This window comes from Novosphingobium flavum, from assembly GCF_014230315.1.
In the GTDB taxonomy this organism is placed as follows: domain Bacteria; phylum Pseudomonadota; class Alphaproteobacteria; order Sphingomonadales; family Sphingomonadaceae; genus Novosphingobium; species Novosphingobium flavum.
Genome location: NZ_JACLAW010000008.1, coordinates 19,349 through 45,263 on the forward strand (window position 1 = coordinate 19,349; position 25,915 = coordinate 45,263).

The following is a 25,915-nucleotide window of genomic DNA, read 5'->3' on the forward strand; positions in this document are numbered from 1 at the left end:
CTGCGGCGAGCCGATCGTATCAGGCGGCGGACTGAGCGGCGATGACGTTGCCGGGGAGAACCAGGGTTGCGGCCAGGCCGCCGCCGGAGCGGTTGGCCAGCACCAGCTGCCCGCCTTCGGCCCGCACCGCGCGGTCGACGATGGCAAGGCCGAGGCCCATACCGGCCGTATTGCGGGCGCGGGTCTCGTCAAGCCGGGCAAAGGGGCGGGTGACGGCCTCTAGCTGGTCTGTCGGAATCCCGGGGCCGCGATCGAGGACGGTCAGCTCGATGCCCTCTCCGGCCCGGCTCAGCACGACTTCGGCATTGCCGCCATAATGGAGCGCGTTGCTGACGAGGTTGGCAACCGCGCGGCGCAGGCTGACCGGGCGCGCCTTGATCAGCAGCGATTGCGGCCCGGCATAGGACGCATCGCCGCCGAAGTCGTGAGCCTCGTCGATCTGGTTGCGGGCGAGGGCGGCAATGTCCATCAGCTCCGGCTCGCCTTGGTCCTGCCCAGTCTCGACGAAGGACTGGAGTGAGGCCAGCAGTTCGGCCATCTCGGCAATGTCGGAGGCCATCTCGGACCGCGAGCCCTCATCCATCTTTGCGCCGTCCAGCCGAAGCTGCAGCCGGGAAAGCGGCGTGCGCAGGTCATGGCCGATCGCCAGCAGGTTCTGGGTGCGGCTGGCCAGCAGGTGCTGGATGCGTTCGTGCATCCGGTGGAAGGCGTCGACCAGCTGGCGCACTTCGCTCGACCCGGCGAGTGGCAGGGGATCGAAATCGTCGGTACCGACCTGCCGCGTGGCGACGACCAGCCGGGTCAGCGGGCGGAAGCTTGTCCGCACAAGCCACCAGGCGAGGGCCAGCAGGAAGATGAGCGGTAGCGAGAAGCGCAGCAACTGCCCGGCATTGAGCGTCCAGTTGACCGGGCTGGACGAGCGGAAACCGAGAGTAGTACCGTCGGGCAGGACCATGGAGCCGCCGATCCCGCCGCCGCTGGCGAGCGGCTGGAGGGTGATGCGCAGGCTGGCTGCGGAAAGCTCGGGCTCTACGGCTACGATCTGGTCGCGCAGGTTGGGCAGGCGCAGCGCATTGTCGGCGCCTCGCCGCCCGCCCGGCCAGACGATTTCGAAATGCTCGGTGCTGAGCTGGCGGGCAACCTCACCGCGCTGGGCGGGGCCGGCGGCGGCGGTCAGCCGGCGGGCGATGACGAGGTGCTCGCCAAGGCGCGAGGCTTCCTCGTTGTTGACGGTGAAATTGTTTGTGCGCACGAACAGCGCGGTGTTGGCCGCGAAATCGACCACCAGCAGCGCCGCCACGATCGCGAAAAGCCGCCCTGCAAGGCTGATCCGGTCACGCAGGGCCACGAGGGCCGAGCGCAGGGTCAAGATCGGTCGACCTTGGCGGTGAACATGTAGCCCACGCCGCGCACTGTGCGAATTAGCGGCGTATCGTGGGCCGCGCCAAGCTTGGCGCGCAGGCGGCTGACCAGCACGTCGACGCTGCGATCGGACGATTCTCCAAGCCGCGCGCGCGACAGCTCGATCAGCCGCTCGCGCCCGATTACCCGTTGGGGCTGGCTGACGAAGGCGCTCAGCAGGTCGAATTCGGCACTGGTCAGTTCGACCTGCAGGCCGGAAGGCGCGCGCACTTCGCGCCGCGAGCGGGAAAGGGTCCAGCCTTCGAAAGTGACGTTCCGGTCGGCCGGTTCGGGCTGGTGGCGGACCTCGCCCTTGTGGCGGCGCAGCACGGCGCCGATCCGCGCCACCAGTTCGCGCGTGTTGAACGGCTTGGGCAGGAAATCGTCGGCCCCCAGTTCGAGGCCGATGATGCGGTCCTCCTGTCCGCCGCGCGCGGAAACGAAGATCACCGGCACGTCCTGGGTCTGGCGCAAGCGGCGCAGGATGTCGAACCCGCTGGAGCCGGGCAGCATGATGTCGAGCAGGATGACGTCGAAGGCTTCATTCTCGAGCGTGACCCACATTTCCGCTCCGGTGGCGACGGCCGAGACCTCGAATCCGTGTTCACGCAGGTTGCGCGTGGTCAGAGTGCGCAAGGGGCCGTCATCCTCAACGAGAAGGATACGGGATGCGGTTACCGGGCTGTCGTACAAGTTTTCCTCGCAGAACGGACGGTCCGCCTCTTGCGGCCGTTGCGGCTGGCCGGGTCTCCCCGAATCCTGCATGTTGCTCATCGCCTCAATGCGTTGCGAATGTCGCACGGCAATATCACAAAACATTTCTGTACGGCAGCATGCACTTGGCTTCTGCCGGGATCAGGCCGCGGGGCGCATTTGCCGCGCCGAAAGGAAGGTCTGGATTCGCTCCAGCGTGTTGGTCAGATGAACGCGCATTGCCTGTTCCGCGCGTTCGGGGTCGCGCGCGCGCACTGCCTCGCAAATGCCGAGATGCTCCGGCAAGGTGACGAACAGCGGTTCGTCGAGTTGGGCGATGATCGTGTTCTGGCACCAGTGGACGAGCTCGCCCAGTTCCTCCAGCAGCTTTGCCAGCCGGGCATTGCCACACCATTTCTGCGCGATCGAATGGATCAGCGCATCGACCTTGCGCAGCAGCCGCTCCCGCTCGCGCGGGTCGGTGGTCGTGCCGGCGTCAGTATAGAGGCCGATCGCGCGGACGATCTCGTGCTCGGGAATGTCCGGGGTGGCAAGGCGGATCGCGGCACATTCGAGCGCTATGCGGACATCGAAGATATCCCTCACTTCCTTGGGTCCCAGTTCGGCCACGAATACGCCGCGCCGCGCGCGGACCTTGAGGAAACCCTGGGTTTCCAGGTTCTTGGCGGCATCACGCACCGGCGTGATGCTGACGTCCCAGAGCGCGGCATAGGCGGCGAGATCGACCCGGGCGCCGGGCAGGAGCCGGGCCGAGAAGATCTCCCGAAGCAGGGCCTCGCCGACGGACTCCGCAAGGCTGCGCTGGGCGATAGGTTCGGGCCTTGGCCCTTTCCCACGGGATATGATGCCCTTGTCCATTGCTTGCCCCCCGGTGCCATTTGCTTGGCGTGCCGGCCTTTCGCCGCCGGATCTGTGCTGGATAACGCGCGAGGCGGCAGCGGCACAACTTTAAAATGTGATGCATCAGGCACGCGAGTGTGCCATTCGCCCGAAGCTTGCCGCTCATTCAATTTATCACCCGGTCGGCGCCGGCCGGGTCTACAGCTCGGGGAGAAGGCCGATCACGGCCAGCGAGGGAGAGGGCATGTCGAAATATCGGGACCACTTGTTGCTGTTTGCCGGGGTGGCTGCGTTACAGTCCCTGCCGCTCGGCGCGCAGGAGCGCGCTGGCCCGGTCGTCGCCGTGACCGGCGGGCAGGTCCGGGGTGACTTCATGCCGGGGCCGGGAGGCGCCGCCTTCAAGGGGATCCCCTATGCCGCCCCGCCGATGGGCGACCTGCGCTGGCGTGAGACACGGCCACTCAAGCCGTGGCGCGGAGTACTGGCGGCCGGGGTCTATCGTCCCGGTTGTGGGCAGATGGACCCCGCCACCAAGCAGGCTGGGGAGGATTGCCTGTTTCTCAACGTCTGGTCGCCCGAGTGGCCGGCCAGGACCAAGAAGCCGGTAATCTTCTGGATCAACGGCGGGGAACTGTTCGGGGGGTCGGGCGCGCTGAAGCCCGGTTCGGAAAGCCTCGCCCGCCAAGGGGTTGTGCTGGTCAGCGCCAATTACCGGGGAACCCTGCTGGGCATGATGGGGCATGCTGAACTGGCCGCGGAATCGCCGCATCGCTCCTCGGCCAACTACATGCTGCACGACCAGGTTGCCGTGCTTAACTGGATCCACCGCAACATCGCCCGCTTCGGCGGCGATCCGGACAACGTGACGATCTTCGGTCAGTCGGGCGGAGGGCATTCGGTCTCGATGCTGCTTGCCTCGCCGCTGACCAAGGGCCTCGTCCACCGCGCGATCATCGACAGCGGGGCGCCGATGCAGGTGCCGCGGCCCTATGTGACGCGGCAGGAGCTTGAACAGATCGGCACGGTCACCGCCGAGGTGCTCCATGCGCCGAAGACCGATACGATCAGGTATCTTCGCGCGCTTCCGGCGGCGCAGGTCGTTGCTGCCATGCCCGAGGTTCGCGCGCGCTTGCTGGCCATGGGCGGCGAGGCCTACGACGAGGGCACGGACGGCTATGTGATCCCGGTTCCGCCGGGCGAGGTCTGGGCCGCCCATAACGAACACCACGTGCCGTTGATCATTGGCAGCACCTCGCAGGATACGGCGGGCACGATCCGTGGCGTGGCCGTGCCCGGCCCGGGCGCGTCGATCGAGGCCGTGGCGGCGTGGAAGAAGGAGGCGCTCGAACTGTTCTACGGCAAGGACGCGGATCTGCTCGAGGCGGCGACGCGGATTTACGGTCTGCGCGGCAAGCCGGACGAGCAGACGGACTATGCGCCCTATGGCACGCAGGTCCAGCAACTCGGCACCGATCTCAACCACCGCTGCGGCACGATCTACTCGGCCGCGCTGCACAGCAAGGTGGCGCCGACCTGGCTGTTTGAGTTCTCGCGCACGACGCCGGGCAAGCTGCCGGTCCACAGTTCAGAGCTGCCTTATCTCTTTGGGCATGATGACCTGCCCGATGCCGCGGCGCGGGCCTATTCCGGAATGATGCAGCGCTACTGGGTCAATTTCGCGCGGAGCGGCAATCCCAACGGGCCGGGGCTGCCGCAATGGCCGGGATACGAGCCCACAAGCCGGGCCTCCATCGAGTTCGCCAATGAAGGGCCCGTGGTGCGCAAGGGAATGCGGGTTGCGGCCTGCGCCCCCTACGAGGCGAAGCTGGCCCGCGATCCGCGGCCGTTAACCGGTGGGTTGGGGACGTGGATCCGTGGCCCTGCGATCACGGTCAACACGGAAGCTGCGACCCCGCGCCGGCCGGAGTGATCCGGGCCGGCCGCCCGGCCGCGCCTCAGCGCGCGGTCAGGCGGACCTGGTCGATCGTCGCGCTCTCGACCACCTCGGGATTGTGGGCCGAAAGGAACAGGCCGAGGTAGATTTCCTCCGGCAGGGCCAGTTCGGTTGTACGGGTCAGGTCGGGCTTGCCTGGGGCGCGAAGCACGATCGTGAAAAGGTTGCCGCGGCGCTCGAGATGCACCGACTGCGGAACGGTCGGCGCCGGGGCGGGGGCGGGCGTACCAGCCGCTTCAGGCCCGCGCGGCTCAAGCTCGGAAATTGTTGTGGGCCCGCCATCGGCCTGCCGCACGACCGCAGAGCGCGGCCCGTCTCCCATCACTGTCGCGTCGATGTGAGCTGCACCTTCGCCAAGGCTGGCGCGGGCCATGATGCCGCCCTTGCGGTGCGGCGTAATGCCCGGTCCGGTGAAGGCCACCCGCGCATCCATGGCGAAATCCCCCTTCACCTTGCGCCAGACGAAGTGGAACTCGTCGCGCGTGCGCGCCACGTTGTAGCCACCGGACTTGATCGCATAGCGCCCCCGCGAAAAGGTCACGCCGCCGGCCAGCTTGGGATTGCCGACATCCGATTGGCCGTCGAAAATACCGATCTTGGCGGGCTTGGCTGGGGCGGCAAGGGCCGGTGCTGCGAGGGTGACGGGAGCCAGCAGCAGGGCGGCGAGCAGCAAGGGACGCATCGGTTTCATCTCCACGGCAAAAGCGGTCATTTCCAGATCAGGGCGCCGCGGCCCGTACGCCGCCGCCGGGTCCAATCCTGATAGTACATTACGAGGCCCGAAATCGCGAGGTAGCACATGGCGAGCGCGCCGAGCGTGATCAGCCAGCGGCCAGCCATGCCAAGGGAATCGCCGCGATGCAGGCGCTTGAGCACCTGATTGCCTTCCCATTCGAAGACGTAGCCGACGTCGGGATAACCCGGTTCCGACATGGTCATCCGCGCGCCGGTCTTGGCGTTGAACACGAGCTGGGTCGTGTCCGCGTCTGCTGCGACGATCACGCCTTGGGCATAGCCGGCGAAGTAGCGCAGGCGCAGCACCTTCAGCGCCGTGTCCGGCTCGGCGCGGTGGAAGGCATCGATCGAGGTGCTTGCCATCGACGCCAGTTCGCCGTCACTGAGCGGCGATGACATGTCCTTCTGCTCCGGGCTCTTGCCGGGGTGGCCGACGATCAGCCAGTGGATGTTCTGCCCGACATTGTTGATCGAGAGCAGCAGCCCCGTCACCAGCAGCCAGACGAGCAGGGCGGCCGAGCCGAGCGACAGCCAGCGGTGCAGTTGCCGCCACCAAGAGCCGCCTTTCCAGAACAGGTCGTTGCGCTTCATCTTGGCCCGCGCCCGGTAGACGCGGTAGTAGTGGATGAAACCGGTCACTGTCAGGATCGCCAGCGCGATCCCGCTGATGAGGTCGAAAGTGGTCGACCACGATCCGATCGGGATGAAGGCGAAGCGGTGCAGCCGCTTGAAGGTCTGCCGGGGCGCGGCGAATTCATAGGGCAGTGGCGGCGGCGGCAGGAACTTTTCGGGCAGCGGCGTGCCACTGGCGAGATCGAAAATGAGGTGTTTGTCGCCCATCTGCACATGGCCGGCCGGAACCGTGCCGGCCATGCGCAGTTCGACCAGCTTCATCGGCGCGCCGGGCGCGGCTTTGCGTCCGAGGGCCGCTGTCTTCTCGAGTTCGCTTGCGTAGTCGATCCCGCCGGGCAGGGGGGCGGCCGCAAAATCCGGCGCCTGCCGCACGAGGAAGTTTGGCGGCCCGGCATGGTGCTGCCACATCTTTTCCATGTCCGGATCGGTAGCCGGGGCGTGAGTCACCAGCGCACGCATGTCGGCGAGCTGGATGCCGGTTCCGGTCCAGATGATGTGGACGACGAGGAGCGCCGTCAGGAGTGCACAGAGGCGGTGCCAGCGCAGCATGATTGAACCTCCCTTGCTTGGGATCAGGGCCGGAAGAGGCGGCTGGCGAAATCGGCAAGTCCGGCGCGGAAGAAGCGGTAGTCGTGCCCGCCCGGATAGTCCGCCCAGACCGGCTGAACGCCGTGCGCCCGAAAATCGGCGAGGGCCTGCTTCTGGAACGGCAGGCGCGGATCGTCCTGCCCACACGACATGTAGAATAGCTTAGGCTTGGTCTTGGGATCGACGAGGTTCTTGTAGATCCCCGGGGCGATCTTTTCCGGGTCATAGGGCACGAGGTAGGAGGTGTAGCCGCTCGGGTTGGCGAGGCCGCCGAACGTGCCGGTGCCGAATTCGCCGACATAGTCGAACAGCGGTAGGTTGCGCATGCCCACGCCGAAGGCCGTGCCGCCGCCGAACGATAGCCCGGCGATGGCGCGGTTCGCGCGATCGCCCAGCGTCCGGTAATTGCCTTCAATCCAGGGCATGATTTCCTGCGGAATCTCGCGCTCGAGCACAGCCACGGTCTCGGCGCTGGAGGCCAGGCCATCGCGGATCGTGTTGTTGGGCATGACCACGATCATCGGCACGGCCTTTTTCGTGGCGATCAGGTTGTCCAGCACCACGTTGGCGCGGCCGATTTCTGTCCACTCGGTCTCGTCCTGCGGGTTGACGAGATAGAGCACCGGGAAGCGGCGCTTCGGCTGGGAATAGTATTCAGGCGGCAGGTAAACGCGCATCTTGCGGGCGCGGTTCTGGATCCTGGAATAGTAACTGACGATGGTCAGCGTGCCATGCGGCACGTTCTGCGGCTCGTGCAGCCCAGGCGGCGTGCCGGGCACGGTGACATCGCCCGGATTGACCCGGCCCCCGGCCACCTTGAACAGGTAGGCATAGAGCTGTGGCACCATAGGGTGGGTGGTCACCGACCAGACCCCGGCGGCATCCTTCGTCATGGCGAATTCCTCGCCCTCGACGATCACCGAGGCGGAAGGGGCTTCGGGCGCGGCAATCTTGAAGACCACGCTGCGGTCCGGCAGGACTTCAGTGGTCTTGAAGGTCTGGCGGCCAGCGCCTGCGACCGGGAGCGGTGACGGTGCTGCGGCCTGGCCGAGCGCAAGGTCGGGCCCCGCGCAGGCGGCAAGGGCGGCAAGCGATACCGCGAGGCGAAAATTCATGGACATACTCCTGATCTGGTCGGCGACGGGGCGCGGCGGTTGTTGGGGGCGGCTCAGAACCGGCCGGGCTTGCTCAGCCAGGCATCGACAAAGTCGAAGGTCGCCTTCCGGGTATTGCCATATTGCGGCTTGCAGGGGGTGAAGTTGTGCGTTGCCCCCTCGACCGCGGCATAGGTCTTGTCCTTGGCGGCGAGGTGATCGAACACGATCTCGCCGGGCACGACGAAGTGGAAGCAGGTCATGGTCAGGATCAGGCTCGGCACGGTGATGCTCTCGGCGCTGCCGGGGGTGGTACGCATGCCCGAGCGCCAGTCGATCCCGACGATATCGTCGGCGGTCACGGCAAATTGCGGCGTAGTGCGGATCGCGTCGTTCTCGAGGAAGTGGCGCACCGAGTAGTTCAGCGTGGCGCAGCACAGGGTATCGAGGTTCTTGACGTCGGCCGCGCTGGTGGTCGGACGGACCGAGCGAAGGATAGTTTCGGTCTGGCTGCCGTCACCGCGCACGAGGATATGCGGCCGCTTGGTGTGGGAAAGCAGGCTGAGGTCGGCGTGATAGGGGCTTGCCCCGTTGCCGCCGTTGACCGCGCCAGGCACCAGGAAGGGCTCGTCGCCCTTGAACGAACCCTTACCGCTCTCCGCCGCTTTGAGCTTGGCCAACGCTTCCGCCACGGCCGCGTTGTTGCGCGCGCTCTGTGCGGCATAGAAGCGCTTGAGGAAGGCGGAGGAATAGGTTGCCGCACCGGTCTTCGCGTTGAATCCGTTCGCGGCGGCATACATGTCGAGCGCGGCGCGGCTGCGTTTGCCGGTGACCCCGAGGTAGGCCGGGTCCATCGCACTTGCCGTGTTGAACCCGCCCGGCGCCGGATCGAGCAGGACCAGCCCGTCGGCCTTGGCGATGCCGGTGGTCTGCTCGGTCTTGCAGGGGTGGATCATGGTGGGGCCCTGGCAGGCCGCCGGGCCCTTTTCGGCCAGCGCGGCATAGAAGGCCATCATCCGCCCGCCGCCGCTGTGCGACATGACGACGACTTTCTCCACCCCCGGCAGGCTGCGGGCATAACGCACGGCGGCCGAAGTTTCTGCGATCCCGTCGAACGGGCTCTCATCCTCGGTATAGGGCGTCACGAGCAGGACGCGGTATCCGCGCGTGGCCAGATCCGGTCCGGCCGGGGCGCCGAAGGTGGCACGGGGAAAGGTGAAGACCACGGCGATGCGCGATTTCGCGCCCGGCGCATTGGGCTCGAACAGCAGCCCATCCGCGCGGTCGGAGCCGAGCCGGACGAAGGTGGCGTGATAGTGGTCGGTGACGATCGGTCCGGTCGGGGCGGCGCTGGCCGCGCGCGGCTCCTCGGCCTCCTGCGCGCGTACCAGCGTGGGTGCGGCCGAGGTCAGGGCGGCGAGCGCTAGGGAGAGGGCGGCGGAGCGAAGGCGAAGCGTCATGGCGCGGTCCTTGGGGAAGTCGGGGGAGAGCGGCGGGGCGGTGTCCGAGGTCTCAGAACCGGCCGGGCTGGGCCAGCCAGCTGGCGACGAAATCGAAATTGCGCTTCTTCGTATCGCCGTATTCCGGCTTGCAGGCGCGGAAGAAGTGTTCCGAACCTTCGACCGCGACCAGGGTCTTGTCCTTGGCCGGAATATGGTCGAGCACGATCTCGCTCGGCACGACGAACTGGAAACAGGTCGTGGTCATGATCAGGGTGGGAACCACGATCCCCTCGGCGGCGGTGGGGGTGGAAGTGGCTGAGGTTGCCCAGTCCACGCCCTTCACGTCATCCTCCGTCAGGGCGTAGTCGGGCGCGGTGCGCACGGCGTCGTTGGCGAGGAAGCGGCGCACGCCGTAGTTGCCGTTCTCGCAGCAGGCGCCAACCACCTTTACGTCCTGCAAGCCGGTGGCGGGCCGGATCGAGCGGATCATTTGCGTGCTGCTGGTCCCGTCGGCCTTGAGCAGCAGGTAGGGCTTCTTGGTGCGCGAGAGCAGCGAGAGGTCGTTGCGGTGGAGGCTGGCAGGGCTGCGGACGTTGAAGGCGCCGGCCACGGTAAAGGGCTCGTCGTCGGCGAGGTTGCCTTTGCCGGCGTTGAGCGCGGCGAGGCGGGCCAGCGCGCGGTCGATCAGGGCATTGTTGCGCGCGCCCTGCGCGGCGAAATAGCGCTGGCGGAACGCGGGCGAATAGGCGGCAAGGCCGGTCTTGGGGTCGTAGCCGTTGGCGGGGGCATACATGTCGAGCGCCGCGCGGTCGCGCCTCGCCCCGGCGGGGCCGTCGCTATAGGCCGGATCGACGTTGTAGGCCTTGGTCGGCGCACCGAGGCCGGGGTCGAACAGGATCACCCCGTCGGTTTTGGCGAGGCCCGTCACGGTCTGGGCATCGCACTTGTAGAGCAGTTCGGGACGCTGGCAGACTGCGGGGCCGCGCTCGGCCGCGCCGGCATAGAAGGCGGCCATCCGCGCACCAGTGCCCCAGCCCATCACTACAACCTTTTCCACTCCCGGCAGGGTGCGGCCAAATTTGATCGCCAGCGAAGTGCCCGCGATACCGTCGAGCGGGCTTTCCACCTCGCCCCGGCGCGAGCCGAGGTAATTGCGCACCATCAGGACCCTGTATCCGCGCGCGGCAAGCCCTTCGGCGGGCGAGGCATCATAGCGCGCGCGGGGATAGGTATAGACGAGTAGCACACGCGGATCGGCGGCGCGGCCGACCGGTTCATAGAGCAGGGCATTGCTGCTCTGGCTACCCAGCCGCACGAAGCTGACCCGGAAGGCATCGGTCGCCACCGGTCCTCCGGCGACGGTCTGCGGCGGGGCGATCGGCGACGGGGCGCCCTGCTGGCCCGATGCCGCCGCCGGCATGGCCATGGCCGCGGCGATCGATGCCAATCCTGTCAGGGTGGTTGCAGGGCGCATCGGCGATCGTCTCCTCGGGTGGTCCGGCGCCGGGACGCGCGGACGGGCTGGGTATCATCGACGCCGCGCGAGGGCCGGAGGGCGTTGAAGAGCCTGAATGCCTGGTCCCGATCCGCCGCCTTGTTACCGCAGCGGCCATCCCCGTGGCTCCCTTCGCGCCCGCCCTGGCCTGTCATGGCATGGCGAATCGTCGTTGGCGGATGGCTAGCCTGCGGCGAGTGCCGGGCGGATATAACAACTGTTATCCGTCGTCTGGCCGGGGCGTGTTCACTCAGTTGTGCCGGATCTGACGGGGCGCGCCGGTCGGCTGGTCGGGAAACGAGCTTGTTGGCGGCAATACGAATTCTGATCACGGTGCGGGCCGCGCGGCGATCGGCTGGGGGGCGGGTGCCGTGGCCCCGAAATCCGCAAGTCCTTACGCAACAAAGGCCCTTGCGGCGCGGCGCGGCGGGTGGTCCGGCGCCTCACGGGGCAAGGGGTGCCGCGATGGGTCTGCGGGCCGAAGGTTCGGGGCACCTGCGAAATAAGCAATCTGATTATCGCTGGTCCGGCAAGGCGCGTTACCCTGCAGGGCATAAGGCAAACATATAAATGGGAGGGATCTTGCCATGAAGCGCCTTTTGGCTGTTACCCTGCTGGCCAGTGCCAGCATAATCGCCGTCGACCCGGCTCTGGCCCAGGACAAGGCGGCCGATGCGGAAAATACGGCGGACATCATCGTCACCGGCTCCCGCGTCATCACCAACGGTAACGAAAGCCCGACCCCGGTCACCACGCTGACCACCGATGCTCTCCAGGCCTCCAAGCCGACCACCGTGTACCAGGCGCTGCTCGAGCAGCCGCTGATCGCGGGCGCCAAGGGCGGCAAGCTTGCCGGTTCGACCGGGCAGGGCGGCAACAACAACTCGATTTCCTCACTCAACCTGCGCGGCCTCGGCGGCGTCCGTGGTCTGGTGCTGTTCGACGGCAAGCGCGTGGCGCCACAGAACCTCAACGGTGAAGTCGACCTTGCCCAGATCCCGCAGATGCTGTTGCAGCGCGTCGACCTGCAGACCGGCGGCTCTTCGGCGGTCTACGGTTCGGACGCGATCGCCGGCGCGGTGAACTTTATCACCAACCGCAAGTTCAACGGCATCCGCTTCGACGGGTCGTTCGGCGTTTCGACTTACGGTGACTACGCGACATACGATTTCGGCGCCGCCTATGGTCATGACCTGTTCGAAGGGCGCGGACACTTCGAAGCCAGCGTCCAGTACCGCAACGATCCGGGCCTGCTGCGCACGGATCGTGACTACATCCAGGAGTTCGGTAAGACCCCGTGGCAGTTGCTCGGCAACGGCACGAGCGTGCCCTATTTCTATTCGAACATCGGTTTCAACAACCAGGCGACCTATGGTGGCCGGATCAACCGCGTCAGCGGTCCAAGCTCGGTGTTCCTCAACGGGGTCGACATCTACAAGCTCGACTTCAGGCAAAACGGGGTGGCGACGCAGTTCGTCAACGGCACGCTCGTGACCGGGTCCACCGAGCTCGGTGGCAATGGTGGCCAGCAGACGGAAATCGTCTCGCTCGGGGCCAAGGACAATTTCCTGCAGACCTTCGGCCGGTTCGATTATGACCTGACCGACGACGTTCATTTCTATCTCACCGGTTACTGGAACCGGGAGAATCAGTTCAACTACCTGTCGAACACCCGCCTTTATAACGCCGGGGCGACCTCGGGCTCGACCGGCGGTGTCCTCCTGACCACCCAGAACGCGTTCCTGCCGGATGACATCCGCGCCGCCTTGCAAGGCGCCGGGGTCACCACGTTCCGGCTCGGCAAGATCTTCACCGGCGCCAACGTCGATCCGATGAACACGTCGTATGTCAACGACAACATCAACGTGAGCACCGGGCTGGAAGGAAAGCTGGGCACGTTCAACTGGGACATCGGCTACAGCCACAGCTTCAACAAGCAGAAGAACGTGTCCAACAACACGTTCAACACCAGCCGTCTGCTCGCCGCGCTGGATTCGGTGCTGGTCAACGGCACCCCGACCTGCCGCGTCCTGACCCAGCCGCAGTTCGCCGCGCAATATGCGGGCTGTATTCCGCTCAACCCGTTCGGCCCGACCGCGACGACCAAGGCGCAGTGGGACTACATCCGCCAGCCAACCACTTACATCGGGCGCACGACCCAGGACTCGGTTTCCGGCGGCATCTCCGGTTCGCCATTCGAAACCTGGGCCGGTCCGCTCAACGTGGCGCTCTCGGGTGAATGGCGTCGCCTTGGCTACTCGTTGTACAGCGAAGCCGAGGTGGCCAACGTCACGGCGCTGGACTGCGCCGGCCTTGGCATTCCCAACACCACCACGTCATGCGTGAATGGCGGCACCACCTCGATCTGGCCGAATGGCTCGGCCAGCCGTCCGCCGGTCAGCCAGCGGGTGGTCGAGGGCGCGATCGAGGCCGACGTTCCGGTGCTCAAGGATGTGCCGCTGGCGCAGGACGTGCGCTTCAACCTTGCGGCTCGCCACGCGCGCTATACCTCGACCGGCAACGTCGTGATCACCGACCCGAACGTGACCCGCAAGTTCAACGCCACCACCTGGAAGGTTGGCCTGAACTGGCAGGTGAGCGACGCGATCAAGATCCGCGCCACCCGTTCGCGCGACTTCCGTGCGCCGAACCTTTCGGAACTGTTCCTGCCCGGTCGCACCCAGGCGCTGACCGGGACGACCGACTATCTGACCGGCGCCATTTCCGGCCAGAGCCCCGCCCCCAACGCGCCGATCGTGACGATGAGCCAGACCATCGGCGGCAACCCCAATGTCAAGCCGGAAGTGGGCTATACCACCACCGTGGGCGTGGTCCTGACCCCGTCGCCGGCGTTCAGCCTTGCGATTGACTACTACAACATCAAGATCAAGAACGCGATTACCACGGTCGATGGATCGCAGGTGGACATCCAGCAATCCTGCTATGCCAGCGGCGGCGCCTCGCCCTACTGCTCACTGCAGGAACGTCCGCTCGGCTTCGCCAACAAGGATCCGCTGACCAACGCCGCCACCAAATTCTACACCGCGACCCCGCTCAACATCGGTGAACTGCGCACCCACGGCGTCGACGTGGAAGCCAACTTCCGCACCGAGCTCGGCGGACAGCCGCTCTCGATCCGCGCCTTGGCGACCTATCAGCCGCATCTGCGATCGATCCAGCCTGGCACCAAGGACACCGACGCTGCCGGTGTCTCCATCCCCAAGCTGCGCATCCAAGCCTCGATCCGGTACAACCTGACCGATACCTTCCGCATTGACTGGACGACCCGCTGGCGCAGCCATCTGCTCAATGTCGATCCACTGCTCGGTCTGAACGTAAAGGACGGCTACAACTACGTGAAGGCGGTGTCCTACTCGAACCTCAACCTTTCGTGGAAGGTCACGCCGGCGTTCGAGACCTACCTGAACGTCCAGAACGTGTTCAACCAGCGCCCGCCGGTCTATACCCCGCTTGCCAGCGGCAGCCCCTTCGCCAGCGGCGCGGGCGTCGGTGGCGTGGGCTACTACCCGGCGGACGACGCGATCGGCCGGTACTTCATCGTGGGCTTCCGCTCGAAGTTCTGATGAAGCGATGATACCCGCTCCGGGCCGGCCGCCCTGCGCGCCGGCCCGGACGATTTTTGACGACGAGGCCGAAACGGCCCGGCCGGGCGCCGGCACAAGGAGAGACGCCATGCAAACACCAGACCTGTTCCGCAGCCTGTTCGACAAGCACCGCCGGACGGGTCTGATGGGGGCTGCGATCCTGCCTGCGTTGATGGCGGCGCTTCCGCTGGGGCTTGCCTCGCCTGTCACAGCCCAATCGGCCTCCGCTGCGGCCAAGCCCGGTCCCGTTGTCGCCGTGACCGGCGGCAAGGTGCAGGGGCGCTGGCTGGCGGGACCGGGCGGGGCGGTGTTCAAGGGCATCCCCTATGCCGCGCCGCCGGTCGGCAAGCTGCGCTGGCGGGAAACCCAGCCGGTCAAGCCGTGGAAAGGCATCGTCCAGGCCGGTGACTATCGCCCCGGCTGCGGACAGGCGCCGACTGGCGGGGACAATCCTGCCGGCGGGGTCGAGGATTGCCTCTACCTCAACGTCTGGGCGCCGCAGTGGCCCGCCCGGACGAAACAGCCCGTGATGCTTTGGATCAATGGTGGCGAATTGGCGGGTGGATCGGGTTCGCTTCGCGCGGGGGTGGAAAGCCTCGCACGCCACGGGGTGATCCTCGTCAGCCTGAACTATCGCGGCACTCTGCTTGGCATGATGGGCCATCCCGAACTGACCGCCGAATCCCCGCACAAGGCGGCCGCCGGATACGGCTCTTTCGACCAGTTGGCAGCGCTTCACTGGATCCGGGCCAATATCGCCAGATTCGGTGGCGATCCGAGCAATGTGACCGTCTTCGGCCAGTCGGGCGGCGCACACATGATCTCGATGCTGCTGGCCTCGCCGCAGACCAAGGGCCTGATCCACAAGGCGATCATCCATTCGGGCGCGCCGATGCAATCGGTCCGTCCCTATCTCACCAAGCGGGAACTGGAACGCATCGGCGAAGTCACCGCCGATGTGCTGGGCGCGCCGAAGACCGGCACGATCGACTACCTGCGCTCGCTGCCGGCGGCAAAGGTCGTGCCGGCCATGGCCGAGGTGCGCACGCGCCTGCTCAAGAACGGCGGCGCGGCCTATGATCAGGGTGCGGATGGTTACATCGTGCCGCGCGCGCCGAACGAGGTCTGGGCCGCGCATCAGGAACTGCGTATCCCGCTGATGATCGGCTCGACCTCGCAGGATACCATGGCCGCCGTCGCCGGCATCGTGCCGCCCGATCAGCATGGGGCGCCGGACGCGGTGAGCGCCTATCAGCGCCAACTCGTCGAAGTGTTCTATCGCGAGGACGCCGATCTCGCCCAGCGCGCGATGCAGGCCTATGGCCTCGTCCCGGGGCCAAACGGCGTCTCGACCTACGCGCCATACGGCTCGCCGCTGCAGCAGCAGACGACGGACCTCAATCACCGCTGTTCCGCGCTGATGTCCGCCGCGCTGCACAGCGCCATCGCTCCCACCTGGGTCTATGAGTTCTCGCGCAGCACACCAGGCCATCTGCCCTCGCACAGTTCGGAACTGCGCTACGTCTTCGGCTTCACCGACCTTGAGGATGATGCCGCGCGCAAGCAATCCGACATTATCCAGACCTACTGGACCAATTTCGCGAAAACCGGCAATCCGAACGGGCCCGGCGTGCCGCAATGGGGTAGCTTCGAGCCGGCGAAGAAGGCGTCGATCGAACTGGCCCAGGACGGACCGATTGCGCGCAGCGCGATCCGCGAACAGGCCTGCGCGCCCTATGCCGAGAAATACACCCGTCATCCCGGGCTGCTCTCGAACGGGGAAAACCTGATGATCCGCGGGATCGGCGGCAATCGTTGAAATAATCGATCCGGCACTGACCTGATCGTTCACGGGCGGAGGAAATTCACTTTTCCTCCGCCATGGCGGGCTGGTTGATCGCGCAGAGATCCTCGAAGCTCTGTTCGACCCGCATCACGTGCTGCAGCATGGCGGCATGGGCGGCGGGGGCGTCCGCCCGCAGGATGGCGCGGACGACCTGGCCATGTTCGTCGTGCGAACGGGGCAGGCGGCCTTCCAGTCGGAATTGGGCGCGGCGGAACGGCGACAGCCGCCGCCGCATCGCCGCCGCCATGTCGGCCAGCACGATGTTGTGCGCCCCGGCATAGATCATCGTGTGCAGGGCATGGTTGGCGTCGGCGAAGGCACTGACGTCGTTGGCCGCGGCAAGGGCGCCCATCCGCTCGTGCAGATCCTGCAGGCGGCGGCGTTCGGTCGGCGCCATGGACAACGCGGCGAGCCGCGCGCAGGTCGCCTCCAGCTCGCCCATGGCGACGAACAGTTCCTCGAGCTGGGCTGGGGTGACCTGCGCTACGATCGCCCCGCGCCGGGGCCGGATCTCGATCAGCCCTGTCGTGGCGAGCTGGCGCAGGGCCTCGCGCACGGGAGTGCGCGAGACGGCATAGCGCTGCGCAAGTTGCTGTTCGTCAAGCCGCGCGCCGGGGGCGAATTCCCCGTCGATGATCGCCTTGGCCAGATCATCAGCAAGCATGTCTACCGCCGTACCGCTCAAGTTCGCACTCCGCTTCGCTCGCCTCGTCCGGCCCCACTGCCGGCTTTGCACAGGCCATATTGCATACAAGCGTCACGAAATCGCGACAATGAGTATTGCCGAATCGTTAATTGCATGCAAACTTCACTATCGCGCATACAAAAGAAGCGCCACGGCCCAATAATGGCCTACAAGAACCGAGCACAATTTTCCGGGGGGATGTCTGGACGCGATCTTTCAAAGGGAGCGACCAGATATGAGGAAGTGCACAATCGCATTCGCAGCTGTCGGCGCGCTGGGCTGGAGCCAGGCCGCGCTGGCTGACGACGCAAGCTGGAGCCTGCACGGCTTCGGCGACGTTTCGGTGAAGAACGACTACATCACACCGCGCGGGCTGGTCGTGACCACTAAGGGCACGACCATCCAGGTTCTGAACGGGCTGGTCTTGGTCTCACCGGGCGGTGTCGCCGTCACGGCGGGGACCTGGACCGACCTCAATCCCGGCTATCGCGACGGCAACATCACCTCGCTCAACGAGTTCGACTTCTTCGTGGGCGTCAGCGCCCCGATCACGTCCCGGCTCGAAGCGGGGGTGCAATATGTCCAGTTCGTCAGCGGTCAGCCATCGGTGGCGTTCAAGGATGAACGCAACATCGAATTCAGCCTGAAATACAAGGACGGGGCCAAGGGCGCCCCTGTCACCATCAACCCCTATGCCAAGTTCTTCTGGGCGGTTGACGGGGATTCGACCGTGGTGCTGGGCAAGAAGGGCGATACCTTCGACATCGAGCTGGGCGCTGTGCCGACCTACGCAGGCAAGGGCTTCACCCTCTCCGCGCCGACCTGGATCACGGTCGGCCCCAAGACCTACTGGGGCGCCAAGGGCAATCCGCTCGCGGTCGAGGGGCAGAACTTCGGCGTCGTCTCGATCGGGCTCAAGGCCGCCATGCCGCTTACCTTCATCAAGGGCGCGGCCGGGGCCTCGGTCTATGTCCAGGGGCAGTACTACCACTTGATCAACGACAACCTCGTCACCTCGCAGAAGCTGCTCAACAGCGGACGCGGCGGCCGGGACAAGTTCGTCGGGGCAGTCGGCATCAGCTTCGGGTTCTGAACGGCAAACCGGCGCGCCGCCGCCCGCGCGGCGCGCCGGTTCTTGAAGGAGCATCCGCATGGTCTCCATTCCAGCGAAGCCCTATGATTTCGCGCTGAAACCCGAAAGGGCCGCGCTGCTGATCATCGACATGCAGCGCGATTTCGTCGAGCCGGGGGGCTTCGGCGAGGCGCTTGGCAACGACGTGAACCTGTTGCGCGGCTCGATCGAGCCGCTGAGGGCCCTGCTGGCCGCGGCGCGGCAGGCGGGGCTTTTCATCATGCACACGCGCGAGGGCCACAAGCCTGACCTGTCCGACCTGCACGAGACCAAGCGGGTGCGAGGCAAAGGCAAGGTGACGATCGGCGACGAGGGCCCGATGGGCCGCATCCTGATCATCGGCGAGCCGGGGCACGACATCATCCCCGAGCTTTACCCCATTGCCGGGGAACCGGTGATCGACAAGCCGGGCAAGGGTGCATTCTACAACACCGACCTCGCCGACATCGTGGCGTGGCAGGGCATTGCCCAGCTGATCGTTTGCGGGGTGACCACCGAGGTCTGCGTCCACACCACGGTGCGCGAGGCCAACGACCGGGGGATCGAGTGCCTCGTCCTGTCGGACTGCACGGCCAGCTACTTCCCCGAATTCCACGAAGCCGCGCTGAAGATGGTCGCCGCCCAAGGCGGGATCTTCGGCTGGGTCAGCGATTCCGAGAGCGTGATCGCCGCGCTCGCCGCACCGGCGGAACCGGCAACATCGTAAGCGTGGCAAGGCCGAGCCGACAGCAAGGCCAAGCTGACAGAAGGAGGTCACCAGATGATTGCGACCACCAAAAGCGCCGCCAAGCCGGCCATCAACCTACCCATGTGGACACCGGGCGACTGGAACGCCTTTTTCGGATTTGGAACCAACATCCTCGTCAATGTGCTGGTCCTCACCGGGCTGCTGCGCTTCGTGCTCAAGCTGCCGGACGAGATCGTCTTCGGCCGGATCCTGCCCGCGACCGGGCTGATGATGTTCCTCTCGACCGGATACTACGCCTGGCTCGCCCGGCGTCTCGCGCTGAAGGAAGGGCGGGACGATGTCTGCGCCCTGCCATCGGGCATCTCGGTGCCGCACATGTTCGTGGTCACATTCGTGGTCATGCTGCCGATCCTGATCAAGACCGGAAATCCGATCGACGCCTGGGGGGCAGGGCTCACCTGGGTCTTCGTGCAGAGCTTCGTGCTGATGATCGGCGGCTTCATTGCCCCGGTGATCCGCCGGATCACGCCGCGCGCGGCCTTGCTAGGCTCGCTGGCGGGGATCTCGGTCACCTTCATTTCGCTCAGCCCCGCCTCACAGCTCTACATGACGCCGGTGATCGGCGTGGTCTGCCTCGCGGTGATCCTCGCCTCGTGGCTTGGCGGATACCGCTATCCGGGCGGCATTCCCGGTGGCCTTGCCGCGATGCTGATCGGCTCGCTGATCGCCTGGGGCGGTCAAATGATGGGCTTTGACATCGGCGGCATCGGCCCGGTCAAGGTGACCGGGGCTATGGCCGATTTCGGCTTCCACGTGCCGATGCCGGCCATCGACGAGGTGTTCAGCGGCTTCAAGTACATCGGGGTGATCCTGGTCACCGCGATCCCCTTCGGGATCTATGACCTCGTCGAGGCGATGGACAACGTCGAGAGCGCCGAGGCTGCGGGCGATCACTTCCCCACCACCCGCGTACTGACCGCCGACGGCGTGGTCAGCCTGATCGGCTGCATGATGGGTAACCCCTTCATCAACGCGGTCTACATCGGCCATCCCGGCTGGAAGGCCATGGGCGGGCGCACCGGCTACTCGGCGGCGACCGGCGTGATGATGCTGGTGCTAACCTGGTTCGGCGTCGTCGCCCTGATGATGGCGGTGATCCCGGCGGTCGCCCTGCTGCCAATCCTGCTCTACATCGGCATGCTGATCGGCGCACAGGCCTTCCAGGAAAGCCCGCATCGCCATGCTCCCGCCATCGTGCTGGCGCTGATCCCCAACATCGCGGCCTGGGGCACCAACCAGATCAACAATGCCCTCGGCGCGGCCGGAACCGACGCGGCCAAGGTCGGGATGGAGGCGCTCGCCAACAACGGCGTACTCTATGACGGGCTCGTCACCCTCGGCAGCGGGGCGACGCTTGCGGGAATCATCCTTGGCTCGGTCGCGGTGATGATCATCGACAACAAGTTGATGAAGGCCGCTGCCTTTGCCGCAGCGGGCGGGGTGCTGACCTTCTTCGGTCTCATTCATTCCGAGGCGATCGGGGTGATGAAGGCCCCGGCCGTGGCCGCTGCCTACCTCGTGGTGGCCGCATTCCTTGCAGTGCTGTCGCGCAAGGACCAGATCGTGGCGGAAATCGACGAAGTCGTGCATCATCACGAGCATCCCATCACCCAGCCGGCGGAATGAATCCCTGATGCCATTAACCGAAGAACAGGTCCGGCAACTCGCCGCCCTGAGCGGACTGGAGATCGCGCCCGGCCATCTGCCGGGCGTGATCCGCAATCTCGAAGTCCTGCAGCAACAGATCGCCCTGTTGTTCGCGGATCCGGTCGATCCGGTGATCGAGCCTGCCGCGGTCTATCGTCCGTGATGCAGGCCGAAACCGCCGCGCTGCCCAGCGCCGTCGCCATTGCCGCTCAGGTCCGCGCCGGAAGGCTCTCCGCCGTGGCCCTGATCGAGGCGCACCTCGCCCGTATCGCCGCGCGCGACGGAGAGCTGAATACCTTCACCGAGGTCATGGCCGAACGCGCCCTGCGCGAGGCTGTGGCGGTCGATGCCATGGTCGCTGCCGGGCGGGATCCGGGCCCGCTTGCCGGCGTGCCGTTCGGGGTGAAGGACAATTACGACGTGGCCGGCCGGGTCACCCTTGCCGGGTCGATCATCAACCGCGACCTTCCACCTGCCACCGCCGATGCGGTCCTGCTGCGCCGGCTCACGGCGGCCGGGGCCGTGCTGCTCGGCACCCAGAACATGGACGAGCTGGCCTACGGCTTCACCTCTGAAAACGCGCATTACGGCGCGGTTCGCAACCCGCTCGATCAGATGCGCAGTGCCGGGGGGTCCTCTGGCGGTTCGGCGGCTGGGGTCGCGGCGGGGCTGGTTTCTTTCGCGCTCGGCACTGATACCAACGGGTCGATCCGCGTGCCGTCCTCGTTCTGCGGCCTGTTCGGGCTCAAGCCCACCTATGGCCGCCTGCCGCGAACCGGCACCTTCCCCTTCGTTCACGATATCGACCACCTCGGGCCCTTCGCCCGCAATCTGACCGACCTCGCGCTGGTCTACGATGTCCTGCAGGGCCACGATGCGGGAGACCTCGCCTGCGCGGACTTGCCGGCTAGCCCGGTGGGGCCGGGGCTGGGAACGCCGTTTTCCGGCAGTGCCGCCGTGCTGGGCGGCTGGTTCGAAGAACTGGCTGACGCGCAGGGACGCGAGGCGGCTGCCCTGGTTGCCAAGGTGCTCGGCGCGGCGGCGCGGGTTACGCTGCCAGGCACGGCGCGGGCGCGGGCCGGTGGCTTTGTCCTGACCTGCGCCTCGGGCGGCAATCTCCACGCGGAAAAGCTCAAGGCCGCGGCGGACGAGTTCGATCCCGCCACGCGAGACCGTTTGCTCGCCGGTCTGTTGATCCCGGCCAATGCCGTGCTTCAGGCCCAGCGGGTGCGCACGCTTTACCGCGAGGAAGTGCTCGAAGTGTTCCGACACCACGATTTGCTGATCGCCCCGGCCACGCCGTGCAGCGCGCCGCTGCTCGGCCAGCCGACCATCACCGTCGGCGGACGGGAACTGCCGGCCCGCCCCAACATCGGCCTGCTTACCCAACCGCTCAGCTTCATCGGCCTGCCGGTGGTGACCGTGCCGGTGCGCAATGGGCCGATGCCGATCGGGGTCCAGCTCGTCGCGCCCCCATGGCGCGAGGATATCGCCTTCAGCGCCGCCGCCCTGCTCGAACGGGCGGGCATCGTCACCGGACCGGAGTAAGCCCCCCAAGATGGCAAATGAACTGCAGATCAACGATCCCCAGACCCTGGCCGAGGTCGAGGCCGCCTTCGATGCCTATGAGGCGGCGCTGATGGCCAACGACCTCGATGCACTCGATGCGCTGTTCTGGCAGTCTCCGCTCACCGTGCGGATCGGGCCGGGCCAGAACCTGTACGGGATCGAGGCGATCCAGGCATTCCGAGCCGCCCGCCCGGGCGGCTCGCCGCAGCGCAGCCTGCTCAAGGTGGTGATCACGACGTTCGGCAGCGATTTCGCTACGGCCAATGCTGAATTCCAGCGCGTCGGCGGCGCCGTGCCGGGGCGGCAGAGTCAGACCTGGGCCCGCTTCGGGGACGGCTGGCGCGTCGTCTCGGCGCATGTCTCGATGCTCGGCGAGGGGCACTAGGCACCTCCGCTTCAGGCTTGCTGCGAAGCCTCGATCAGGCAGGCGGTCAGGTGATCGACCGCCGGCTCGGCAAGGTCGATCTGCGAGCGAATGATCCCGATTTCGCGGAACAGGTCGTCGTTGTCGAGCGGAAGGATGCGCAGGCCCGGCAGGTCGGCTCCGGGCGAGAGCGGCACCAGCGCCACGCCGAGACCGCTGCGCACCGCGTTGATCATCGCCTGCATCGGCATTTCCATCGCCGGCTTGATTATGAAGGGCAGGCGCCGCAGGAACCGGTTCACTCGCCGCCCACCCGAGGACAGCCGGTGATAGCCGATGAAGGGCTGGGTGCGGATCACATCCTCCCAGGTCTCCCCCGGATGATCGGCGTGGGCGAGCAGGAAGTAGGATTCGCGGTGCAGCGGATACCAGGTGAATTCCGGCGGCAGCGGGAAGGGCGGATGAGTGACCAAGGCGAGGTCCATCTCCCCGGAATCGACCTGCTCGATCAGGTGGAGCGAAAGGCCCGGAGCCACGTGGACGCCGTGATGGGGATAGGTCTCGCGAAATTTGCTCAGGGCTTGGGATAGAGTGGCCGACTGCAGGGAGCCGATCGAGCCCACTCGCAATGTACCGGCCCCCGGATCGGCATCCGGTTCCAGCAGGTTGTCGACCGAATCGAGGATTGCCTGGACTCGGGGCAGGAGCCGTGCCCCCGCGGCGTTGACCGTGGCCGAGCGGCCCGTCCGGTCGAACAGCGGCATCCGGAGATGATCCTCAAGCCGTTTGATGTGTCCGCTCACCGCTGCCGGGCTCAGCCCCACTCGTTCGGCGGCGAGGGCAAATGTCCCCCACCGGGCGATGGCAACGAAGGTCCTGAACTCATCCAGCATTGCCGATCCTCGATTCGCGCCCCGGTCGGCAATGCTGCCTCATCGCCCAGCCTGTGCCAGCCGGGTATTCTGCCACCGCAGCAGCAGCCACCTGCCGTGCTCCTTGCGATAGACGGCCAGGTAGCGCGCCGGGTTCTCTCCCTTGCCGACGTCGTAGCCGATTATGCCCACGATGACCCCGATCCGGCCAGCAATTTCCACGTTCCGCTCGATCACCCGCGCCGAGCGCACCGGAAACCCCGCGTCGGCCGTCCCTTGCAGGTATTGGGACTTGTCCTGCACCTGCCCGGAGGCGTGAACATAGACGAGGTCGTCCGACAGGGTCTGGGCAAGCGCCGCAAGATCGCCGCCACTCACGGCCCGCGCATAGGCGTCCTCGGCCTTGGCCAGTGCGGCCATTTCAGAGGGCGCGGCTGCATGGACCGCGGGAGCGGCGAGCGCGATCATCAGCGGCATGGCCGCAAGGCGGAGCAGCGGTGTCATCGGTCTACTCGGCGCGCCACCGGCTGGAGCCGGCTATCGATTACCTCGTACCAGCGCTGGTTGTCGGGTCCGAAGAACTGCGCCATCTCAGGGGGGAGGGGCTGCCCCGTCGGTCCTGTCGGCGGTGCCTGGCGGTAGCTGGCGGCGCTGCGGGGGTCTCCCTTTCCGCCATATCGCGCCACCTGCGGCCAGGGATAGATCGGGCGGCTGTAGAGCGCCGGAGCTGCCGCCTCGGAATAGGGCAGGGCCGGGTCCGAACGCCGCCTTTCAACCTTGTCCGCCACCAGCATGGCCGGAGCCTTGCCCTGCTCGGTCCAGTTCATGATCGCGCTAACGACGTCGATCTGGTTGGGTCCTTCGCCGCCGCCGCAGTGATTGACCCCGGGCAGCAGGAAGAACCGCGCGAAACGGTCGGTCGCCGCCGCGCCCATGGTCTGCTGGATGCCCCGGTAATAGGCGATCGTACTGGCGGGCTGGACTGTCTGGTCCGATCCCCCGATCCACAGGATCAGCTTGCCGCCGCCGCGCTGGAATGGGCGCAGGTTGGTATTGGCCGTGTTCCAGAGCGGCGCCATCGCGGCGGTGCGGCGGAACCAGGCATTGTCGAAGGCAAAGGTCCGGCTCATCATGGCCTGATCTTGGGCCCGATCGGTCGGCGCAAGCAGGCGCACAAGCGCATTGCCGGGATCGGTCGCCTCGTTGGCTGGCCCGGCCGGCGTGCTCAGGCGCCACGACAGTTCCGAGCCGAGCGGGAACCCGCCGGCATCGAGCAGGCGCCCCTCACGGTCGGTCGGGCCGGTGTACAGCTTCTGCGCGACCCGCGCTTCCTCGGACGTCAGGCAGGTGGTGCGATCGGTCTGCCCCTTGGCGCAGGTCACCCATGCCGGATCGAAGGTGCAGGCTGCGGCGTGCTGCAACATCCCGTCGATCAGGCCGGAGCGCGCCGCGCAGTGCCGGATCGCCGCGGCATGGAGGATCGGGAGGCGGTCCGCAGTGAGGATGATCGAGCCGTCCATTCGCCGGTTGGCCGCCCATTCCCATCCGGGATAGAACGCATTGTGGACGCTATCGACCACCACCGGCGCCCCGGCAACGACCCCGTCGAAGTCCTGCGGATAGCGTTGGACCTCGGCCAGCGCCTCGCGCCCACCCATCGAACAGCCAAGGAAATAGGCAAACCGCTGCGTCTGTCCGTAAAACGCCTTGATCAGGGCCTTGGCTGCGAGCGAGGTGATGTGGTTCGCCCGGTAGGCCCAGTCGATCCGTTTCTGCTGGTTTTCGCTGGTCCACAAGGTGCCGCGCGATATGCCGGGCCCCCCCTTGTCGTTGATGGCCAGGGCCAGTTCGCCGTTCAGCGCCGGACGATTGGCACCGGCGCGCGGGATGGTCAGCACGTTCTGGGCGGCCTGGGCAAAGCGCTGGGTCCAGCGCTCGATCGGCAGCCAGACCTCGAACTTCACCGTGCCGGGGCCGATCCCGCCGGTCACCTTGCAGAACGGCCCCTGCGCGCTGGCGATCACGGCAGCCGTGTCGAGGGTCACGTCGGTCAGCTCGCCCCGGCCGAGCCTTGCCGACGCCAGCCGTTGGCAGGCGAGGACTGGCTTGACCACGGGCAGGGCCGGCGGCCCGGCAGCCTGGACCCCGCCAGCGAGGCCCGCCATCAGCAGAGCCAGTCCCACTTTCCTCATCGCATCCTCGCTTCGCTGTTGATGATGACGCGCGAGCCGGTGACGAGGATGTCCGAAGCCGCCTTCGCGTCCTGGGCCGTGGCGGGCTGGATTGCGGCAGTGCTCGCGCTGACGAGCAGCGCCGCGAACAACTTGGTTCTCATACCTGCTCCCAATTCGTCCTTGCGCGGCGCGGGCGAGCGCTTGCTCCTTTCCGTGCCGGGTATCCTCTGGTCATTGCCGTCAGGGACCAATCACTTTCCGCGACGAATGATCCGAATTGTCCGCTTCTCTCACTTGGCCGGATTTTTTCCGGAACGGCCATTGATCAACGCGTTTTGCCGCCCTGATCTTCTTGTCGATACTACAAGCTGCCACTC

The 25,915-nt window shown here is 66.5% G+C and carries 22 protein-coding genes; 9 read left to right on the forward strand and 13 right to left on the reverse strand.

Annotated features, from left to right (window positions below; translation table 11 throughout):
• Nucleotides 1-19: 19 nt before the first annotated feature.
• The 3 genes from H7F51_RS11260 to H7F51_RS11270 all read right to left on the reverse strand — a co-directional run bounded on the left by H7F51_RS11260 (nucleotide 20) and on the right by H7F51_RS11270 (nucleotide 2,973).
• Nucleotides 20-1,369, reverse strand: a complete 1,350-nt coding sequence (locus H7F51_RS11260) for an ATP-binding protein (protein ID WP_185664401.1) — start codon at nucleotides 1,367-1,369, stop codon at nucleotides 20-22.
• Nucleotides 1,366-2,175, reverse strand: a complete 810-nt coding sequence (locus tag H7F51_RS11265) for a response regulator (RefSeq protein ID WP_425491024.1) — start codon at nucleotides 2,173-2,175, stop codon at nucleotides 1,366-1,368. The genes H7F51_RS11260 and H7F51_RS11265 overlap by 4 nt, the downstream gene beginning before the upstream one ends.
• A gap of 81 nt (nucleotides 2,176-2,256) precedes the next feature.
• Entirely contained in the window at nucleotides 2,257-2,973 is a 717-nt protein-coding gene (locus H7F51_RS11270; protein WP_185664402.1) for a GntR family transcriptional regulator, read from the reverse strand.
• 226 nt (nucleotides 2,974-3,199) lie between these two features.
• On the opposite strand from H7F51_RS11270, the gene H7F51_RS11275 reads away from it, so the two are divergent.
• Nucleotides 3,200-4,885 (forward strand): carboxylesterase/lipase family protein, encoded by a 1,686-nt coding sequence (locus H7F51_RS11275; RefSeq protein ID WP_185664403.1) that lies wholly within the window; start codon nucleotides 3,200-3,202, stop codon nucleotides 4,883-4,885.
• A 25-nt stretch (nucleotides 4,886-4,910) separates the two neighbouring features.
• On the opposite strand, the gene H7F51_RS11280 is transcribed toward H7F51_RS11275, so the two are convergent.
• From H7F51_RS11280 to H7F51_RS11300, 5 genes are read right to left on the reverse strand one after another with little or no spacing between them, the layout of a single operon-like run.
• Nucleotides 4,911-5,621: a hypothetical protein gene (locus tag H7F51_RS11280; protein ID WP_185664404.1), complete on the reverse strand. Its 711-nt coding sequence runs from the start codon at nucleotides 5,619-5,621 to the stop codon at nucleotides 4,911-4,913.
• On the reverse strand, nucleotides 5,618-6,826 hold the full coding sequence (locus tag H7F51_RS11285; protein ID WP_185664405.1) for a PepSY-associated TM helix domain-containing protein: 1,209 nt from the start codon (nucleotides 6,824-6,826) through the stop codon (nucleotides 5,618-5,620). Before H7F51_RS11285 ends, H7F51_RS11280 begins: the two co-directional genes overlap by 4 nt.
• 23 nt (nucleotides 6,827-6,849) lie before the next feature.
• Nucleotides 6,850-7,980, reverse strand: a complete 1,131-nt coding sequence (locus tag H7F51_RS11290) for an alpha/beta hydrolase-fold protein (protein WP_185664406.1) — start codon at nucleotides 7,978-7,980, stop codon at nucleotides 6,850-6,852.
• A 53-nt stretch (nucleotides 7,981-8,033) separates the two neighbouring features.
• Nucleotides 8,034-9,419, reverse strand: a complete 1,386-nt coding sequence (locus tag H7F51_RS11295) for an alpha/beta hydrolase family protein (RefSeq protein ID WP_185664407.1) — start codon at nucleotides 9,417-9,419, stop codon at nucleotides 8,034-8,036.
• 52 nt (nucleotides 9,420-9,471) lie between these two features.
• Nucleotides 9,472-10,875 (reverse strand): alpha/beta hydrolase family protein, encoded by a 1,404-nt coding sequence (locus H7F51_RS11300; RefSeq protein WP_185664408.1) that lies wholly within the window; start codon nucleotides 10,873-10,875, stop codon nucleotides 9,472-9,474.
• Between the two features lie 608 nt (nucleotides 10,876-11,483).
• On the opposite strand from H7F51_RS11300, the gene H7F51_RS11305 reads away from it, so the two are divergent.
• Together H7F51_RS11305 and H7F51_RS11310 are read left to right on the forward strand one after the other, a co-directional pair.
• A complete protein-coding gene (locus tag H7F51_RS11305) occupies nucleotides 11,484-14,480 on the forward strand; it encodes a TonB-dependent receptor domain-containing protein (protein ID WP_185664409.1) in 2,997 nt (998 codons plus the stop codon).
• Between the two features lie 109 nt (nucleotides 14,481-14,589).
• A complete protein-coding gene (locus tag H7F51_RS11310) occupies nucleotides 14,590-16,320 on the forward strand; it encodes a carboxylesterase/lipase family protein (protein WP_185664410.1) in 1,731 nt (576 codons plus the stop codon).
• A 46-nt stretch (nucleotides 16,321-16,366) separates the two neighbouring features.
• Here the strand turns inward: H7F51_RS11310 and H7F51_RS11315 are convergent, their stop codons facing one another.
• Nucleotides 16,367-17,011, reverse strand: coding sequence for a GntR family transcriptional regulator (locus H7F51_RS11315; RefSeq protein ID WP_185664411.1), 645 nt, complete (start codon nucleotides 17,009-17,011; stop codon nucleotides 16,367-16,369).
• Nucleotides 17,012-17,267: 256 nt separating this feature from the next.
• Here H7F51_RS11315 and H7F51_RS11320 point away from each other — a divergent pair, with 256 nt between their 5' ends.
• Genes H7F51_RS11320 through hpxZ form a run of 6 tightly spaced genes read left to right on the forward strand, consistent with a single transcriptional unit; the run spans nucleotide 17,268 to nucleotide 22,513 of the window.
• A complete protein-coding gene (locus H7F51_RS11320; protein ID WP_185664412.1) occupies nucleotides 17,268-18,125 on the forward strand; it encodes a hypothetical protein in 858 nt (285 codons plus the stop codon).
• A gap of 58 nt (nucleotides 18,126-18,183) precedes the next feature.
• Complete coding sequence (locus tag H7F51_RS11325; protein WP_185664413.1) at nucleotides 18,184-18,870, forward strand: cysteine hydrolase family protein; 687 nt, start codon at nucleotides 18,184-18,186, stop codon at nucleotides 18,868-18,870.
• Nucleotides 18,871-18,924: 54 nt separating this feature from the next.
• Entirely contained in the window at nucleotides 18,925-20,538 is a 1,614-nt protein-coding gene (locus H7F51_RS11330; RefSeq protein WP_185664414.1) for a regulator, read from the forward strand.
• A 7-nt stretch (nucleotides 20,539-20,545) separates the two neighbouring features.
• Entirely contained in the window at nucleotides 20,546-20,722 is a 177-nt protein-coding gene (locus tag H7F51_RS11335; protein WP_185664415.1) for a DUF4089 domain-containing protein, read from the forward strand.
• Nucleotides 20,722-22,107 (forward strand): AtzE family amidohydrolase, encoded by a 1,386-nt coding sequence (locus H7F51_RS11340; RefSeq protein WP_185664596.1) that lies wholly within the window; start codon nucleotides 20,722-20,724, stop codon nucleotides 22,105-22,107. The genes H7F51_RS11335 and H7F51_RS11340 overlap by 1 nt, the downstream gene beginning before the upstream one ends.
• A 10-nt stretch (nucleotides 22,108-22,117) precedes the next feature.
• Complete coding sequence (gene hpxZ / locus H7F51_RS11345; RefSeq protein ID WP_343061274.1) at nucleotides 22,118-22,513, forward strand: oxalurate catabolism protein HpxZ; 396 nt, start codon at nucleotides 22,118-22,120, stop codon at nucleotides 22,511-22,513.
• An 11-nt stretch (nucleotides 22,514-22,524) separates the two neighbouring features.
• Here the strand turns inward: hpxZ and H7F51_RS11350 are convergent, their stop codons facing one another.
• From H7F51_RS11350 to H7F51_RS11365, 4 genes are read right to left on the reverse strand one after another with little or no spacing between them, the layout of a single operon-like run.
• Nucleotides 22,525-23,385 (reverse strand): LysR family transcriptional regulator, encoded by an 861-nt coding sequence (locus H7F51_RS11350; RefSeq protein WP_185664416.1) that lies wholly within the window; start codon nucleotides 23,383-23,385, stop codon nucleotides 22,525-22,527.
• A 39-nt stretch (nucleotides 23,386-23,424) separates the two neighbouring features.
• On the reverse strand, nucleotides 23,425-23,868 hold the full coding sequence (locus H7F51_RS11355) for a nuclear transport factor 2 family protein (protein ID WP_185664417.1): 444 nt from the start codon (nucleotides 23,866-23,868) through the stop codon (nucleotides 23,425-23,427).
• Nucleotides 23,865-25,556, reverse strand: a complete 1,692-nt coding sequence (locus H7F51_RS11360; protein WP_185664418.1) for a tannase/feruloyl esterase family alpha/beta hydrolase — start codon at nucleotides 25,554-25,556, stop codon at nucleotides 23,865-23,867. Before H7F51_RS11360 ends, H7F51_RS11355 begins: the two co-directional genes overlap by 4 nt.
• Nucleotides 25,553-25,699, reverse strand: coding sequence for a hypothetical protein (locus H7F51_RS11365; RefSeq protein WP_185664419.1), 147 nt, complete (start codon nucleotides 25,697-25,699; stop codon nucleotides 25,553-25,555). The genes H7F51_RS11360 and H7F51_RS11365 overlap by 4 nt, the downstream gene beginning before the upstream one ends.
• Nucleotides 25,700-25,915 lie beyond the last annotated feature (216 nt).